Source organism: Ideonella sp., assembly GCF_041287625.1.
Taxonomy (GTDB): domain Bacteria; phylum Pseudomonadota; class Gammaproteobacteria; order Burkholderiales; family Burkholderiaceae_C; genus Ideonella.
Genome location: NZ_JBGGNH010000023.1, coordinates 56,057 through 71,173, shown reverse-complemented (window position 1 = coordinate 71,173; position 15,117 = coordinate 56,057). Strand labels below are relative to the sequence as shown.

General features: G+C 69.9%; 12 protein-coding genes. All 12 read left to right on the top strand.

The annotated features are described in order from the left end of the window. Positions 1-46: 46 nt before the first annotated feature. Positions 47-268 carry a DUF1161 domain-containing protein gene (locus ACAH41_RS09245; RefSeq protein ID WP_325656488.1) on the top strand — a complete coding sequence of 74 codons (222 nt, stop codon included), beginning with the start codon at positions 47-49 and terminating at the stop codon, positions 266-268. Between the two features lie 73 nt (positions 269-341). Further along, positions 342-770 (top strand): GNAT family N-acetyltransferase, encoded by a 429-nt coding sequence (locus ACAH41_RS09240; protein ID WP_325656490.1) that lies wholly within the window; start codon positions 342-344, stop codon positions 768-770. A 109-nt stretch (positions 771-879) separates the two neighbouring features. Next, on the top strand, positions 880-2,562 hold the full coding sequence (locus tag ACAH41_RS09235; RefSeq protein WP_325656492.1) for a DUF2138 family protein: 1,683 nt from the start codon (positions 880-882) through the stop codon (positions 2,560-2,562). Position 2,563: 1 nt separating this feature from the next. Beyond that, positions 2,564-3,226 carry a DUF1175 family protein gene (locus tag ACAH41_RS09230; RefSeq protein WP_325656494.1) on the top strand — a complete coding sequence of 221 codons (663 nt, stop codon included), beginning with the start codon at positions 2,564-2,566 and terminating at the stop codon, positions 3,224-3,226. A 17-nt stretch (positions 3,227-3,243) separates the two neighbouring features. Continuing rightward, the gene (locus ACAH41_RS09225) at positions 3,244-7,893 is read left to right on the top strand and encodes an alpha-2-macroglobulin (RefSeq protein ID WP_370538266.1); all 4,650 of its coding nucleotides are present in this window, start codon (positions 3,244-3,246) and stop codon (positions 7,891-7,893) included. A gap of 39 nt (positions 7,894-7,932) precedes the next feature. Beyond that, positions 7,933-9,552 (top strand): DUF2300 domain-containing protein, encoded by a 1,620-nt coding sequence (locus tag ACAH41_RS09220; protein ID WP_325656498.1) that lies wholly within the window; start codon positions 7,933-7,935, stop codon positions 9,550-9,552. 10 nt (positions 9,553-9,562) lie between these two features. Further along, the gene (locus ACAH41_RS09215) at positions 9,563-10,336 is read left to right on the top strand and encodes a DUF2135 domain-containing protein (protein ID WP_325656499.1); all 774 of its coding nucleotides are present in this window, start codon (positions 9,563-9,565) and stop codon (positions 10,334-10,336) included. Further along, a complete protein-coding gene (locus tag ACAH41_RS09210) occupies positions 10,336-11,124 on the top strand; it encodes a DUF2135 domain-containing protein (protein ID WP_325656501.1) in 789 nt (262 codons plus the stop codon). The genes ACAH41_RS09215 and ACAH41_RS09210 overlap by 1 nt, the downstream gene beginning before the upstream one ends. Positions 11,125-11,165: 41 nt before the next feature. Further along, positions 11,166-11,843, top strand: a complete 678-nt coding sequence (locus tag ACAH41_RS09205; RefSeq protein ID WP_325656503.1) for a M15 family metallopeptidase — start codon at positions 11,166-11,168, stop codon at positions 11,841-11,843. Positions 11,844-12,015: 172 nt separating this feature from the next. Further along, positions 12,016-13,809 (top strand): GMC family oxidoreductase, encoded by a 1,794-nt coding sequence (locus tag ACAH41_RS09200; RefSeq protein WP_325656595.1) that lies wholly within the window; start codon positions 12,016-12,018, stop codon positions 13,807-13,809. Beyond that, positions 13,809-14,435 carry a gluconate 2-dehydrogenase subunit 3 family protein gene (locus ACAH41_RS09195; RefSeq protein ID WP_325656505.1) on the top strand — a complete coding sequence of 209 codons (627 nt, stop codon included), beginning with the start codon at positions 13,809-13,811 and terminating at the stop codon, positions 14,433-14,435. Before ACAH41_RS09200 ends, ACAH41_RS09195 begins: the two co-directional genes overlap by 1 nt. A 12-nt stretch (positions 14,436-14,447) precedes the next feature. Further along, entirely contained in the window at positions 14,448-15,107 is a 660-nt protein-coding gene (locus tag ACAH41_RS09190; RefSeq protein ID WP_325656506.1) for a DUF1080 domain-containing protein, read from the top strand. Positions 15,108-15,117: the final 10 nt, after the last annotated feature.

Below are 15,117 nucleotides of genomic sequence, written 5' to 3'. Positions count from 1 at the left end.
GCCAGACCTGCGGTTTCCCCCAACGTCCCAACCTGAAGGCCCCTCCATGAAACACGCCGCCGTCCTGTTGCTCGCAGTGCTTGTATCCGCGCAAGCCAGCGCTGCCAAGCCATGCGAAGAACTGAAGTCCGAGATTGCCGCCAAGCTGGAAGCCAAGGGCGTGAAGAACGTGGTGCTCGAAGTCGTGGACAGCGACAAGGTGGGCGACGCGAAGGTGGTGGGCAGCTGCGACGCCGGTGCCAAGAAGATCACGTACTCGAAGAAGTAGTGTTCGACCCCGGGTTCGCAGGTCCACATGCGCGGTGAACCCGCCCGCGAGCCCTCCACCATCCTGCACCTTGATGCTGCCACTGCCGCCTTTGCCTCCGGCGCCTCGCTACGAGATTCGTCCACCCACCCCCGGCGAGATCGAGCCGGCGCGGCAGTTCCTGTCTGCCCTGGGTTGGGCACATCGCCTGGGCGACCCCGCCCGCTTTGCCGCGCTGCTGGCTCAATCCCAGCGGGTTGAGGTGGCCATCACGCCAGATGGCGAAATCGTCGGCTTCGCCCGTGCCATCACCGATGGCCTGTCCAACGGCTACCTGTCCATGGTGGCGGTCGCACCTGTGCATCGGCACCAGGGATTGGGCCGGCGCTTGGTCCAAGCTGTGATGGGTGACGAGCCCGGCATCACCTGGGTGCTGCGCGCCGGCCGAGACGAAGCGGCGGGGTTCTTCGCCCGGCTGGGTTTCGAGTCCTCTTCCCAAGCCATGGAGCGCCGCCGCCGCTGACCTTCTGTTACGTCCGCAACCCCCTGAATGGGGAACGATTCCCGCCATGCACAGCGCAGCCGCAAGTTAGAGTCGCAGCCCGTTCGAGACGACAAGAGGGCAGGGGCAGGTGACGCTCGCGCAACACAAGAAAAAACTCATCGCCGTGGGTGCGGTGGTGCTGCTGGGCGCGGCGGCAGCCGCCGTCTGGCTCGGCCGTAACCACTTTGCCGGGCGCATCAATGCGCTGGGCGTGGACCTGCAGCGGCCGGCCGCCTACGTGGCCACGCCGTCGCTGGTGAAGCTCTCGCAGGACCTGGTGAAGGCGCCGGTGCTGCGCGAGTTGCTCACCGAAGACTTCACCTTCTACTACGAGGCCCACGAGGACAAGCTGGGCTTGGCCGGCGCCATCCGCCGCATCGCCTACGAGCATGAGACGAAACTCAGCGACGAGTTGCTGACGCTGGCACTGGACCAGCCGGCAGAGGTCGCGCTGTGGGCTGACGACCGCGGCGCCGCGCGTTACTGGGCGCTGGCGATGACCCGCGACACGCTGGCCAAGGCGGTGCAAGGCCTGGCCACGCTGGCGCTGGACGACAAGCAGCTCAGCGTGCTGGCCGAGGTGCCGCTGGCCCGTTTCGGGCGCGACAAGCTGACCGTCTATGCGCTGACGATCTCGCCGCGCCGCACGCTGGCGCTGGCCGCCAAGGGCAATCGCGTGGTCGTGCTGTCGGACCCGGGCCTGCTGTTCGACAGCGAACGCAACCCCGACGACCACGCCGCCGAAGTCCTCAGTGCGCTGCTCTCCGGCAGCAGCGGCGAACAGGGCCTGTGGCGCCGCCACTTCGGCCTGGCCGGCGCCCCGGGTGCGGACCACACGCTGGTCGCCAGCGGCCCGCTGCTGGCTTTTGGCTACCAGCATTTCTTCCCGGCGCTGAAGGCGCTGCGGGTCGACGTGGCGCCGGGTGGCGCTGCGCTGCAAACCTGGTTGCGCCAAGGCAGCGCCTGGCCGGCTTCTCCGTGGGCCGCGCTGCCTTCCCAGCCGGCCGCCTGCGCCGCGCTGCCGGTCAACTGGGCGCTGGCCCGGCCGGTACTGGATGGCAGCAAGACGCCCAAGGCCGCCGCGGCCGACGCCGCCAGCGATGCCGCGACGGAAGACACCAGCGCCGAAGCCAGCAGCGACACGCCCGCCCCCGAGCTGCCGCCCGAAGTGCGCGCCGCGCTGACCGACATGGCGCAGCGCTTCGACGGCCCGGCTGCCGTCTGCTGGTATGCCGGCTCGCAACTGCACACCCCGCTGCTGGTGGCCCATGCCAAAGGCACGCCGCCGGACGCCGCGACGCTGCAGGCCTTCATGCAATGGTGGCTGCCGCAGGGCGCCGCGTGGCAGCCCGGCCAGCCCGCGGCGGAAGTGACGGCGCCCTATGGCGCCAAGCCCGCCAAGGAAGGCTCGGCCTATCGCCTGGCCTTCAAGCGCGCGGGCGACTGGTGGCTGTTTTCGCCGGATGCTGCGCTGGTGGCCAAGGCCGAAGACGCGATCGCGCGCCGCTACCCCAGTGTGGCCGACACGCTGGGGCCCGGCGCCGCGCCGGTGGCCGTGGCCACGCCCGAGCAGATCGCCCAGCTGATGCGGCGTGAGACGCTGGCCGTGCTCGGTCCGAACCAGCAGGACTTCCGCCAAGCCGCCGAGACGCAGCTGCTGCCGCGCCTGGCCGCGTTTGGCAAGCTGCCCGCCGCGCAGGCCGTGCCCACCGGCACGCCGGACGGCCAGGGCTGGGTGCCGCTGGCCTGGCGCCCGCTGGCCCAGCCCTGAGATGGCCAACGCCTTGTCGCCCACCCGCCGGCAGCTGTGCGGCGCCGGCCTGGCCAGCTTGCTGACTGGCCTGGTGCCAAGCAGCCGTGCGGCCGACGCCGCGCCGGTGCTGGACGCCGCCCAGTCCCGCGTGCTGCGCGACTGGATCACCGTGCTGGTCCATGCCCAGGTCGACCAAGGCCCCACGCCGCGCTGGACGCACCGCGACTGCGCCGGCCTGGTCCGCTTCGCAGTGGCCGAGGCCCTGCGGCCGCACGACCTGGCCTGGCGCCAGGCCATGGGCCTGCTGGGCCAGCGCCTGCCGCCGGACCTGGACCCGCAGCTCACCGCACCGCTGCGCAACCAGTGGCGCCGGGCCGACGGCAGCCAGGGTGCCTTTGTCTCGGCGCTGGAGCTGGTGCAGGGCAACACGCGCTTCATCGGCCGCCAGCTGGCGCAGGCCCAGGCGGCCGACCTGCTGTTCTACGACTTTGGCGACGACCAGCACCTGATGGTCTGGATGGGCCGCTACATCGCTTACCACACCGGCCGCCACGACGCGCACGACAACGGCCTGCGCGCGCTGCGCCCCTCGCAGCTGATGGCCTGGAACGACACCCGCTGGCGACCCGCCAGCGACAACCCGAATTTCGTCGGCCTTTACCGGCTGGCCTTCATCGCATGAGCCTCGCTCCTTTCGTCATGTTCCGTCGCGTCCTGGCCTTCGTGGCGCTGGCAAGTCTCCTGGCCACGCCGGCACTCAGCCCTGCGGCCGACGAGCCGCCGCTGCCGAACTTCCACAGTCCCTTCGTTGGCGAGCCGTTTTTCCTGCTGTCCGACGCCACCTTCGGCAGCGCCGAGCCGGCCCAGGTGCGGCTGGAGATCAACTCGCCCGAGAGCCTGGCCACCAGCGGCGGCGTGGACGTGGTGCTGTACCGCGTGCCGGATCCGCTCGCCTTCCTGCAAAAGCAGCGCAACCTGCACCGCATCCAGGTCGACAACAAGCCGGCCGGCGAAGGCCTGGCCAACACGCTCACGCACCTGTGGGACAGCTGGGTCGTCAAGGCCCGACTGGCTTGGCAGAAGCTGTTTTCGGGCAACGCGCGCCGCGCGGTCACGCAGCAGGCGCCCGCGCTGAAGACACCCACCACGTTGACGCGGCCATCCAACTTCGAGGAGCCGCCGCAGTTCAAGCCGCTGCCGGGCCTGCCCATCGCCTCGCGCTTTCGCTACCCGGTGCAACTGGCCAAGCCCATCCTGCCGCCCAAGGACCTGAAGCTGGCCGGCAGCAGCAGCGAGTTCATCACGCCCAGCCAGGGCAATGTCTTCATCCCGCTGGGCTCGCAGAAGCCGGGCCTGTACCTGGTCGAAGCCATGGCCGGCCAGCACCGCGCCACCACGCTGCTGTTCGTCAGCAACACGCTGGCGCTGACCAAGGTGTCGGGCGAGCAGATGCTGGTCTGGGCCACGCAGCGCCAGGCCGGCCAGGCGGTGCCCGGCACGCAGGTCGTGTGGACCGACGGCGTGGGCGTGCTGCAGTCCGGCAAGACGGACGCGCAAGGCTTGCTGCGCATGGCCCGCAGCGCGCCGGAGCAGACCTACGTCTTCGGGCAGGACCCGAGCGGCGGCGTCTTCATCTCGGAAAACTTCTACTACGACAGCGAGATCTACAACGCCAAGGTCTACGCCACCACCGACCGCCCGCTCTACCGCCCCGGCGACCAGGTGCTGCTCAAGGTCACCGGCCGCGAGTTCAAGAACGCACGCGACTCGGTGCCCGTGGCCGACGGCGACATCGCCTTGACCGTGCGCGACCCGGCCGGCCAGGTCGTCGCCACGCAAACCCTGGCCTTCAACGGCAACACCGGCGCCGACGGCCGCTTCCAGCTGCCCGACAACGCGCCGGCCGGCGGCTACGAGCTGCTGATGACACTGCGCGGCGACAGCTACACCGCAGCCTTTCGCGTGGCGGACTACCAGAAACCGCACTTCGAGATCCAGTGGGTGCCCGACAAGGCCGACTTCGCAACAGGCCAGCCGGTCAGCGGCGTGATCCAGCTCGCCTATCCAGACGGCAAGCCGGTGGCCAATGCGCGGCTTTCGCTCAGCGCCCGTGCGCAGACGCTGAGCATGGTCGAAGGCGAGCTGGACTACAGCGGCGCCTTCCCGCTCAAGCTCAGCCAGACCGAGCTGGAGACCGACGGCGGCGGCAAGGCGAAGTTCAGCCTGCCGGCCGCTGAGCTGCCCAGCCGCTACACCCTCACCGTGCTCGCCACCGACGGCGCCGCCTACCGCGTGCGCAGCACCCGCGAGCTGCTGGTCGAGCGCGGCAGCGCCGGCTGGCTGCTGCAGGCCGAACGCCAGTTCTCCACGCCGGGCCAGAACACCGCCTTCCGCTGGAGCCCCAGCCGCCGCGCGAGTGACGTGGCGCCGGTCGCGCCCACGCAATGGGAATGGCTGCGCCTGGAAGACCGGCAGAAAGCCAGCGGCAAGCTGGACGCTGCTGGGACGGCCGCCGGTGGCAGCGTCGCGCTCAACTTCCCCAAGCCCGGCTCCTACACCGTGACGCTGCGCGACGCGAACCAGCGCATCGTCGCCGCCAGCCCCCACTTCGTCGCCGGTGAAGGCCTGAAGGCGCCAGCCGGCAGCATCGCCATCGTCTTCGACAAGCTGCGCTATGCCCCTGGCGACACGGCTGAAGCGCTGGTCACCTTCCCCGAGCCGGTGGACCAGGCGCTGCTGACGCTGGAGCGCGAACGCGTCGAAGCAGCCGCGCTGCTCACGCAAGGCGGCGAAGGCTTCAGCACCCAGCGCCTGGGCGCCACGCAGTGGAAGCTGAAGGTCGCGGTCAAGGAGACGATGAGCCCCAACATCACCGTTTCGGTGGCCTACGCCAAGAACGGCGACAGCGTGTTCCAGAACCAGGGCCTGAGCGTGGTGCAGCCCAAGGTGGCGCTGGCCTTCAGGACCGACAAGCCGGTGTATCAGCCGGGTGAAACGGTGAACGTGGAGGTGAGCACCACGGTCGCCGGTCAGCCGGTGGAGGCCGAGGTGGCGGTCGGCGTGGTGGACGAGATGATCTACGTGCTGCAGCCCGAGATCGCGCCCAGCATCGAAGATTTCTACTTCCACCCGCGGCGCAACAACGTGCGCACCAGCGTCTCCTTGAGCTTCATCGGCTACGACCTGGCCACGCGCGCTTTAGGCGAGCTGCCCGGCCGCCGCGCCGAACCGCAGCGCGCCATCAAGGTGCTGGAGCGCCCGCGGCGCGACAACATCGACACGGCCGCCTGGGAACCCCGCCTGCACACCGACGCCACCGGCAAGACCCGCTTCAGCTTCAAGATGCCGGACTCGCTGACGCGCTGGCGCTTCACCGGCCGCGCGATTGCCGCGGCCACCGGGCTGGTCGGCCAGCAGACTGCCTGGGTGCGCAGTGACAAGCCGTTCTATGCCAAGTGGACCAGCCCGGACTGGCAGCGCGTGGGCGACAAGGCGCAGGCCAGCCTCGCGTTGTTCAACCAGGGCAGCAGCGCACAGTCCGTCGAGTGGTCGGCCCAGGGCGCGGGCGTGGCCCAGCAAGGCAGCGTCACGCTGCAACCCGGCGCCAACTTCGTCAACCTGCCGCTGAATGCCGAGCAGTACGGCGCGGCCGACCTCACCATCACCGTGAAGGCCGGCGGCAAGCTGGTGGACACGCTGGCGCAACCGGTCAAGCGCCTGCCGCTGGGCTGGACCAGCCCGCGCGAACTCGTGCTGGACCTGGCCGCCGGCCCGGCCGCGCTGCAACTGCCGCCGGACGCGCGCAACCTGCGCGTGACGCTGGCCACCGACCCGGCGGCCGGCGCCTTCAGCCGCTGGATGGACGAGCTGGTCGAGTACCCGTACGGCTGCGTGGAGCAGACGGCCAGCCGCATGCTGCCGCTGAGCATCGCGCTGCAGTCGCTGTCGGCCGCGCAGCAGCCGCTGGCGCCCATGCTCACGCAGCGCCTGGCCACCGCCCGGCTGTCGCTGGCGCAAATGGCCGGCCCCGAAGCCAAGTTCGGCTGGTGGGGCCGCGGCATGGCGCCCGACGCCTTCCTCACCGCCTACGCCTACTACGCCGACTGGCGCGCCACGCAAGCCCTGCGCACCACGCTGCCGGCCGAGCATTGGCAGCGCCTGCTGGACGTCTACGCCAAGGACGGCGCCAAGCTGCCGCCGCTGCAGCGTGCGCTGGCCTTGAGCTGGATGCAGGAGATTGGCCTGCCGGTGAACAGCATGGTGGACGCGCTGCTGGAAGAGCTGATGACGGCCACCGACGGCAAGGCCGACGCCGCGAATGGTGTCGCAAGTGCCGCGCGCCGCGGCAGCGTCGTGATGAGCGAAGAAGCCGGCGGCACGCGCGACCTGGCGCTGCTGCTCGCGGTGCAGACTGCTGGCTCGCGCGCCACCGCGCCGCAACGCGCCGATGCCGATGCCGCCGCAACGCGCCTGGCCCCGTCGCCGTCTCCCTTCGTGCAAAGCCTGTTGGTGCTGGCCAAGAAGGGCGGCGCAGCCCAGGCCGGCGCGCTGCTGGCCCAGGTGCGCGGCGAGCAGCCCACCTTCGACCGCGCGCAAGCCCTCGTCTGGCTGCACAAGGCGCTGGGCGGCCAGCCGGACCTGCGGGCCGACGCGGGTGCGCTGCCCGCGCCGTGGGTTGCCAGCAAGGGCAGCGTGGGCCAGCCGCAGTGGACGCTGCCGGCCGGTGCCATCCGCCCGCCCACCGTGGCAGCGACCGGTGCCGCGAAGTTTGCCTTTGTCGCGTTCGACAGCCTGGACAGCGGCAAGGCCGCGCCGCTGCCGGTCGGCATCACGCGCCAGCTCTATCGCGTCGTGCCGCAGGCCAAGGCCAAGCCGGCACCCGCCGCCGCAGCCTCGGGCGTTGCGCCCGAGCCGGTGGTCGACGACGGCCGCATGGACGTCAAGCTCGAAGCCGTCAAACCCGGCAGCACGCTGGACACCAACACGCTGTACCTGGACGTGCTGACGGTGAAGCGCAACGCGGGCAATGGTTCGTTGCGCTGGGGCGTGCTGGACGTGGCGTTGCCGCCGGGCGCCGCCGTCGAGGCCACCACCTGGGGCCTGGACCTGGCCGGTGCAGACGGCAAGGTCCAGCCGCTGGAACGCGCCATCCACCAGCCCACGGCCCAGGGTTATGCCGTGCCGGTCGAGCAGCTGAACGCCGGCGACTCTCAGGTCTACCGCCACCTGTTGCGCTTCTCGCAGCGCGGCCACTTCGTGCTGCCGCCCGCCCGCTACTACCGCATGTACGAGCCGGAGGCCAAGGCGGTGGAGACCGGCAACGCCTGGGCGGCGGTCGAGGTCAAGTAAGGAAAGGGGATGGCGGCGCAGCGGCAATGGCGAAGCTTCGTGGGCATCCTGCTCGCGATGGCTGCTGCCTGGGCTTCCGCTGCCACACCACCCACGGTGCTGGCCTGGCGAACGTCTGATGGCGAGCTGCGCGGCACCGCGCCGCTGCCACCGTCCGTGCCGCTGGGCAGCACCTGGAAGCTGTTTGTCTACAGCTACCTCTTTTCAGCCGGCGCGCAGGAGCCGGTCTACCGCTGTGAGCGCGCGCAGCGCGAGGCCGGCGACGAGTACTGCTGCGACCCTGGCGAAAGCATCGGCCGCGACGCCGCGCTGCAGCGCTCCTGCGGCGCCTACTTCGCGCCGCGCCGCCTCGGGCTGACGGACGCGAACTGGCGGCGCTTCTGGTCTGAACAGGACGCGCCGGCCTGGCTGCTCTCGCTGCCCGCGCTGCAGCCTGCCACCACGGTGCCGCCCGAACGCCTGCTGGACGCGCTGCAGCGCGTGCCCGCCGCCGGCCGCATCGCCGCCCGCGAGGCGCTGCTGCCCAACACCTTGCGCGAACCGGCGCTGCTGGCCGCGGTCGGCAGCTCGCCGCGCTTCAAGACCTGGTCCTGGTTCAACGAAAGCCAGGAACGCTGGGGCGGTGCCGCCGGCTGGCTGGCCGATGGTTCACCGTTCTGGCTGGGCGCACCCGGCACCGGCCAGAAGGTGCTGGCGCGCGAGGCCGGCCGCCTGGCCGAGGCCTGGCAGGCCAGCGGGCAACTCAGCGGCTCGCCCGAAGCCGCCGCGCTGCAGGCCCAGCCTTGCATGGACGTGCGGCTGTTCGCGCGCTACCCGCTGGCCAGCATCAGGCGTGAGGGCCAGCCCGCATCGCCAGGTCCGCTGACTGCTGGCGCCCGCTACACGCTGCGCTTTGCCAACGGTCAGTCGATGGAGATTCCGGGCCAGCCCGAGCTGATGCTGGGGGCAGGGCTTCAGCTGCAGGCCCGCCTGCCGCTGGAGGACTACGTGGCCCGCGTGGTGGACCGAGAAGGCGATGCGAAGGAAACCGCTGCCGCCCGCGCGCTGGCCGTCGCCGCACGCAGCTGGCTGCGGCAGAACGCCGCCACGCCCGGCGGCTGCCTTCAGGTGGCCGACGACAGCCGCGCCCAGCGTGTCAGCCCACGCCCGCCTTCCGATGCCGCACGTGCCGCCGCCGCGTTCACCGCCGGCCTGGTGCTGGACGGCGCGCCCGTCCACTACCGCAGCGACGGCGCCGCGCCGCAGCTGATGGGCTGGCGCGAGGCCGTGGCCGCCAGCCGCGCCGGCAGCAGCTTCGAGGCCTTGCTGCGCGATGCCTATCCTGCCGCCGTGCTGTCCGGCTGGCATGACGACAGTGACTGCGCGCCGCTGCCACTGGCCGCCGCCTGGCTGGGCGAGCGCTCGCCGCGCTGGGGCCGCGTGCTGCGCGCCGAGGCCGGCTACGAGCCGCCGGATGCGCTGCCGCAGGTCTGCGAGCTCGGCCAGGGCGTGCCACATGCCGACCCGCGCCGCGGCCGCATCTTCCTGCGCGAATGGCGGAGCCGCGAAGGCCGCGTCACGCTGATCCACGAATACCTGCACCTGGCCTTCCGCCGCCACCCGCGCGGCCAGGATGAAAGCTACATCGAGCGGCTTGCACAGCAACTCGCCGATGTTTGAGGAACCTCTGATGAACCGAAGTCTCTTCCTGCTCCTGACGCTTGCCGCCTGTGCTGTGCAGGCCCAGCAGGCGCCCAGCATCGACACGCCACGCGGTGGCTGGCGCGCCAGCGACAGCACCGAGCAGGACTTCGTTCAGGAGGTCCACTACCCGGCCTCCAACGTCAACACCGCTGGCCGCAGCAGCACAGCGCTGATCGCAGGGCGCATTGGCAAGGAGATTGCCGCCAAGCCCAAGGACGGCCGCAGCATGGCCCGCCTGGTGGTGGACGGCGTGGCGCTGCCGCTCAGCGTGGACGAGGCCGGCCAATACGCCCGACCGTGGTCTTTCGGCGCCGGCTCGCACGGCGTGAGCGTGCGCGGGCCGGGCGGCAGCGAGAAACGGGTGCAGTTCATCGAGGCCAATCCCGGCCGCGCGCCGGCCAAGCTGCGTGTGGTGCTGAGCTGGGACACCGACCAGACCGACCTGGACCTGCACGTCGTCTCGCCAGACGGCCAGCACGTTTGGTACGGCGAGCGCGTGGTGGGCAATGGCGGCGCGCTGGACGTGGACGTGACCACAGGCTTCGGCCCGGAGATCTACGCCAGCCGCGCGCCTGTGCCCGGCGTCTACCACGTCTACGTCAACTACTTCGGCGCCGGCGAGCAGCGCGACGTGATCACCGTGGCCCAGGTCGCGGTGATCGAAAACGAAGGCACGCCCAGCGAGAAGCAGCAGACCTTCCGCGTGCCGATGCGCAAGCCCGGCGAGCTGACGCTCATCCGTTCCTTCGTGGTGCCCTGATGCGAGCGCTTCTCTTTGCTTTGCTGCTCGCTTCAGGCCTGGCCGCTGCGGCCGACCGCGACATCCAGCATCCGTCCGGCGGCTGGACCCACAGCGGCCTGCTGGACAACGGCGACACGGTCGGCTATGCCTACCCGAACAACCTGATCGACCGCGGCGGCCAGCGTGGCCGCACGCTGATCGAAGGCCAGCTGAAGGCGTTTGACAAGACCCAGCGCCACCCGCCCACGCTGGTCGTCAACGGCAATGCGATGCCGCTTTACAGCGACCAGGAGGGACGCTTCGCGCGGCCCTATGCCTTCGGCCCTGGCAGCAACACCATCTCGTTGCGCGGCACCGACGGCAAGACCCAGCAGCGCGTGCAGTTCTACGACGCCAACCCACTGAAGACCCGCGCGCAGGTCCGCATCATCCTGGCCTGGGACGACCCGCACGCCGAGCTGGACCTGCACGTGCTCACGCCCGACGGCGGCCACGCATTTTTCGGCGACCCCATCCTCGCGACCGGCGGCGGCCTGGACGTGGACAGCGTGGACGGCGCCGGCCCCGAGATGTTCTCTGTCACCGCACCCGTGCCCGGCGTCTATCACGTCTACGTCAACTACTGGGGCAACTTCGGCGACCAGGGCTACCACTTCGACGAGTCCACCCGCCAGCAACCCATCATCACCGCCCGCGTCACGCTGGTCTTCGACGAAAACACCGGCGCCGAACGAAGAGAAACCTTCGTCGTGCCGATGCGCAAGATTGGCGAGCTGCAGCTGGTGCGCTCGTTCCGGCGCGGGTGAGCGTTGCAGGATCAGGTTCCGCTTTCAGACCGCAACCCGAATTGACCATCGCCGTCACTTTCCCCACCGTCGCCGACGATTGCATCCAGCAAATCCCGGTGCATGACAACGGCGAACCGCTGGTTGCCTTGATCGCTGAGGCCGGCGCGCCGATGCTGCTGGACGAGTCGCCGCAGAACGTTGCGCACCTCGGCTATGTGCCGGACTTCCGGCTGCGCAGCTCGGCCGCGCAGCGCATCGCCGCGGTGGCTGCTGCGCTGCCCCCGGGCACCCGCCTGCTGGTCAAGGAGGCCTACCGGCCGCTGGCCATCCAGCACCGCTACTTCGACCGCTACCTCGCCAAGCTGCGCGGCCTGCACCCGGACATGGACGCCACAGCGCTGCGCCTGCTCGCCGCCCGCTTCATCGCCCCGCCGGACTGCGCCACGCACGTCACCGGCGGTGCCGTCGACGTGACCCTGGCCGATGCCGCGGGCCGCGAGCTGGACATGGGCACCGCCTATGACGCCTCGCCCGAAGTCAGCCAGAACCGCTGCTTCACCGGGGCGGAGGACATCCCGGCTGCGGCACGTGCGCTGCGCCAATGCTTGGTCGGCGCAATGCAGGCGCAGGGCTTCGTCAACTACCCGTACGAATGGTGGCACTGGTCGTTTGGCGACAAGTACTGGGCGCACGGCATGGGCGAGGCTGCTGCGATCTATGGTCGTTGTGAAGCCTGAAGCTGGCGCGATTAGGCGTATTGCGACAAATGAGGTTGAGAGAAGCCCGGCAACGTGATTCGCGTCCCAATCCCATCCCTGTGCGACCATGCCGCCTGCCGGCCACAAGCCTGCACTTGATGCTCACCTACCGCTCGCCACGCGCCAGCCAAGGAGGACTTTCTTGCCATTCGTGACCCCTCGCACCCTGCAGAAGGACTACGACGTGATCGTGGTGGGCTCGGGGGCCGGTGGCGGGCAGGCGGCCTACACCCTCGCGATGGAAGGCGTGAAGGTGTTGATGCTGGAGGCCGGCCGGAACTACGACATCGCGGCGGAGACGCCGATGTTCCAGACCTATGCCGACGCGCCCTTGCGCGGTGCCGGCACGCCGGACAAGCCGTTTGGCTTCTACGACGCCACCATCGACGGCGGCTGGGCGGTGCCGGGCGAGCCGTACACCAGCGCCTCGAAGGAAGAGGGCCGGCAGTTCGAGTGGTGGCGGGCGCGCATGCTGGGCGGGCGCACCAACCACTGGGGCCGCATCGCGCTGCGCAACGGGCCGTACGACTTTAAGCCGCGTTCGCGCGACGGGCTGGGCTTCGACTGGCCGATTGGCTACGAAGACCTGGCGCCGTACTACGACAAGGTCGAGATGTTGATCGGCGTGTACGGCTCCAACGAGGGGCTGGAGAACACGCCCGATTCGCCGGACGGCTGCCTGCTGCCGCCGCCGGCCGCGCGCGTGGGCGAGCGGCTGGTGCAACAGCGCGGCGCCACGCTGGGCGTGCCGGTGGTGCCCATCCACCGCGCGGTGCTCACCCGGCCGCTGGACCACAAGACGATTCCCGCCAAGCTGCACCCGGGCAACGAGCGCGCGCAGCGCATCCTCAGCGCCGACATGCAGGCGCGGGCCGCCTGCTTCTGGGCCACGCCCTGCAGCCGCGGCTGCTCGATCCGCGCGACCTACCAGTCCACGGCCGTGCACCTGCCGCCGGCGTTGGCCAGCGGTGCGCTGGACATCGTCTGCAACGCCATGGCTTACGAGGTGGTGACCGACAAGGCCGGCAAGGCCACCGGCGTGCGTTTTGTCGACAAGACCAATGGCCAGCATGAAATGGTGAGCGCCCGCGTGGTGGTGCTGGCGGCCAGTGCCTGCGAGTCGGTGCGCATCCTGCTGAACTCCAAGTCCACGCAGTTCCCGCATGGCGTGGCCAACCGCAGCGGCAAGCTGGGCCGCTACGTGATGGACACCGTGGGCAGCGACCTGGGCGGCCAGATCCCGCTGCTGGAAAACCTGCCGCCGCACAACGAGGACGGCGCCGGTGGCTCGCACCTCTATGCCCCCTGGTGGCTGTACCAGCAGCAGGCCAAGGGCCAGATGAACTTCGCGCGGGGTTATCACATCGAGCTGGGCACCGGCCGGCGCATGCCGTCCATCGGCACCGGGGCCGAGCTGGAGTGGCTCAACGGCGGCACCTACGGCCGGCAGTTCAAGGCCGACGTGCGGCGTTACTACGGTTCGTTCGTCTCCTTTGCCGGTCGCGGCGAGATGATCCCCAACGAGCAGTCCTACTGCGAGATCGACCCAACGGTGAAGGACAAATGGGGCATCCCGGTGCTGCGCTTCCACTGGCAATGGTCGGATCACGAGACGCGCCAGGCCGCGCACATGCAGAAGACCTTCGCCGAGATCATCGAGGCGATGGGCGGCAAGGTGCAGGGCAAGGCCGAGTTGGACGGCCGCAAGGCGATCGCGGCGGGCGGCTCCATCATCCACGAGGTGGGTGGCGCCATCATGGGCAGCGACCCGCAGCGCTCAGTCACCAACGCCTTCTGCCAGACCTGGGACGTGAAAAACCTGTTCATCACCGACGGCGCGCCGTTCGCCTCCAACGCCGACAAGAACCCCACGCTGACCATCATGGCGCTGGCCTGGCGCGCGGCCGACCACATCGCCGAACGGCTGCGCCGCAAGGAGCTGTGATGCCGATGCAAAGACGCGAATCCCTGCAATGGATGCTGGCCGCGGCCACCTTGCCGGCCTGGTCGCCCTCCGGTGCGGCGGTGCCCAAGCCGGGGCCCACCGGCTATGGCACCGACCCGGACCTGGTCAAGACCTACCGCGCCGGCGAACTCTGGCCGCTCACTTTCAGCGAGCGCCAGCGGCGCTGCGCCGAGGCGCTGTGCGCGGTCATCATCCCGGCCGATGAACACTCGCCCAGCGCGGCCGAGCTGCAGGTGCACCAGTTCATCGACGAATGGGTCAGCGCGCCGTACCCGGACCATGTGAAGGACAAGGCGCTGATCGTGCAAGGCCTGGCCTGGATGGACGCCGAAGCCGGCCGGCGCTTTCGCAAGCCGTTTGCCGAAGCGAGCCTGGCGCAGCAGCAAGCGATCTGCGACGACATTTGCATCATGGCCGCCCGCAGCAGCCCGCGCCTGGCCAAGCCGGCCGGCTTTTTCGCCCGTTTCCGCGACCTCACGGCCGGCGGTTTCTACACCAGCCCGCAAGGTATGAGGGACCTGGGCTTTGTCGGCAACACGCCTTCCGAAACCTTCGACGGCCCACCGCCCGAGGTGCTGAAGATCGTCGGCATCCGCCCCGCTTGAACCAGGATGCGCATGAACAAACTGACCTTGATCGCCGGCCTGCTGCTCGCGCAGGCCGCCACCGTGTTGGGAGCCGAAGTGAACACCCTCAGTCCCACCGAGCAGGCCGAAGGCTGGCAGCTGCTGTTCGACGGCCAAAGCCTGGACCACTGGCGCGCCAGCGACGCACCCGGCACCTTCAGCGTGAAGGACGGCGAGATCGTCGTGCACGGCCCGCGCTCGCACCTGTTCTACCTCGGCCCGGTGGCCAACCACGACTTCAGGAACTTCGAGCTGCGCGTCGACCTGAAGACGTACCCCAAGGCCAACTCCGGCGTCTACTTCCACACCCAATGGCAGGAGAAGGGTTGGCCCGACAAGGGCTACGAAGTGCAGGTCAACAATTCGCACAGCGACCCCAGCCGCACCGGCGGACTGTGGGGCATCGTGGACTACCCAAAAGTGCCGGTGGGCGACGGTGAGTGGCTGACGATGAGCGTGCGCGTGGAAGGCATGCATGTCGTCACCCGCATCAACGGCGAGCTGATCGTCGACTACACCCAGGAAGCCAAACCCCAACGCCCCGAAGGCCTGGAGCAGCGCCTGCTGGCCAGCGGCACCTTTGCGCTGCAGGGGCACGACCCCGGCAGCGAAACGCATTTCAGGAACCTCAAGGTGAAAGTGTTGCCTTGAGCTGAACCGC

Excerpts from the sequence above, each read along its gene's own strand:
- ACAH41_RS09210 (WP_325656501.1), top strand. The coding sequence starts at position 10,336 with ATGCGAGCGCTTCTCTTTGCTTTGCTGCTCGCTTCAGGCCTGGCCGCT.
- ACAH41_RS09190 (WP_325656506.1), top strand. The coding sequence starts at position 14,448 with ATGAACAAACTGACCTTGATCGCCGGCCTGCTGCTCGCGCAGGCCGCC.
- ACAH41_RS09245 (WP_325656488.1), top strand. The coding sequence starts at position 47 with ATGAAACACGCCGCCGTCCTGTTGCTCGCAGTGCTTGTATCCGCGCAA.
- ACAH41_RS09240 (WP_325656490.1), top strand. The coding sequence starts at position 342 with ATGCTGCCACTGCCGCCTTTGCCTCCGGCGCCTCGCTACGAGATTCGT.
- ACAH41_RS09195 (WP_325656505.1), top strand. The coding sequence starts at position 13,809 with ATGCCGATGCAAAGACGCGAATCCCTGCAATGGATGCTGGCCGCGGCC.
- ACAH41_RS09225 (WP_370538266.1), top strand. The coding sequence starts at position 3,244 with ATGTTCCGTCGCGTCCTGGCCTTCGTGGCGCTGGCAAGTCTCCTGGCC.
- ACAH41_RS09230 (WP_325656494.1), top strand. The coding sequence starts at position 2,564 with ATGGCCAACGCCTTGTCGCCCACCCGCCGGCAGCTGTGCGGCGCCGGC.
- ACAH41_RS09215 (WP_325656499.1), top strand. The coding sequence starts at position 9,563 with ATGAACCGAAGTCTCTTCCTGCTCCTGACGCTTGCCGCCTGTGCTGTG.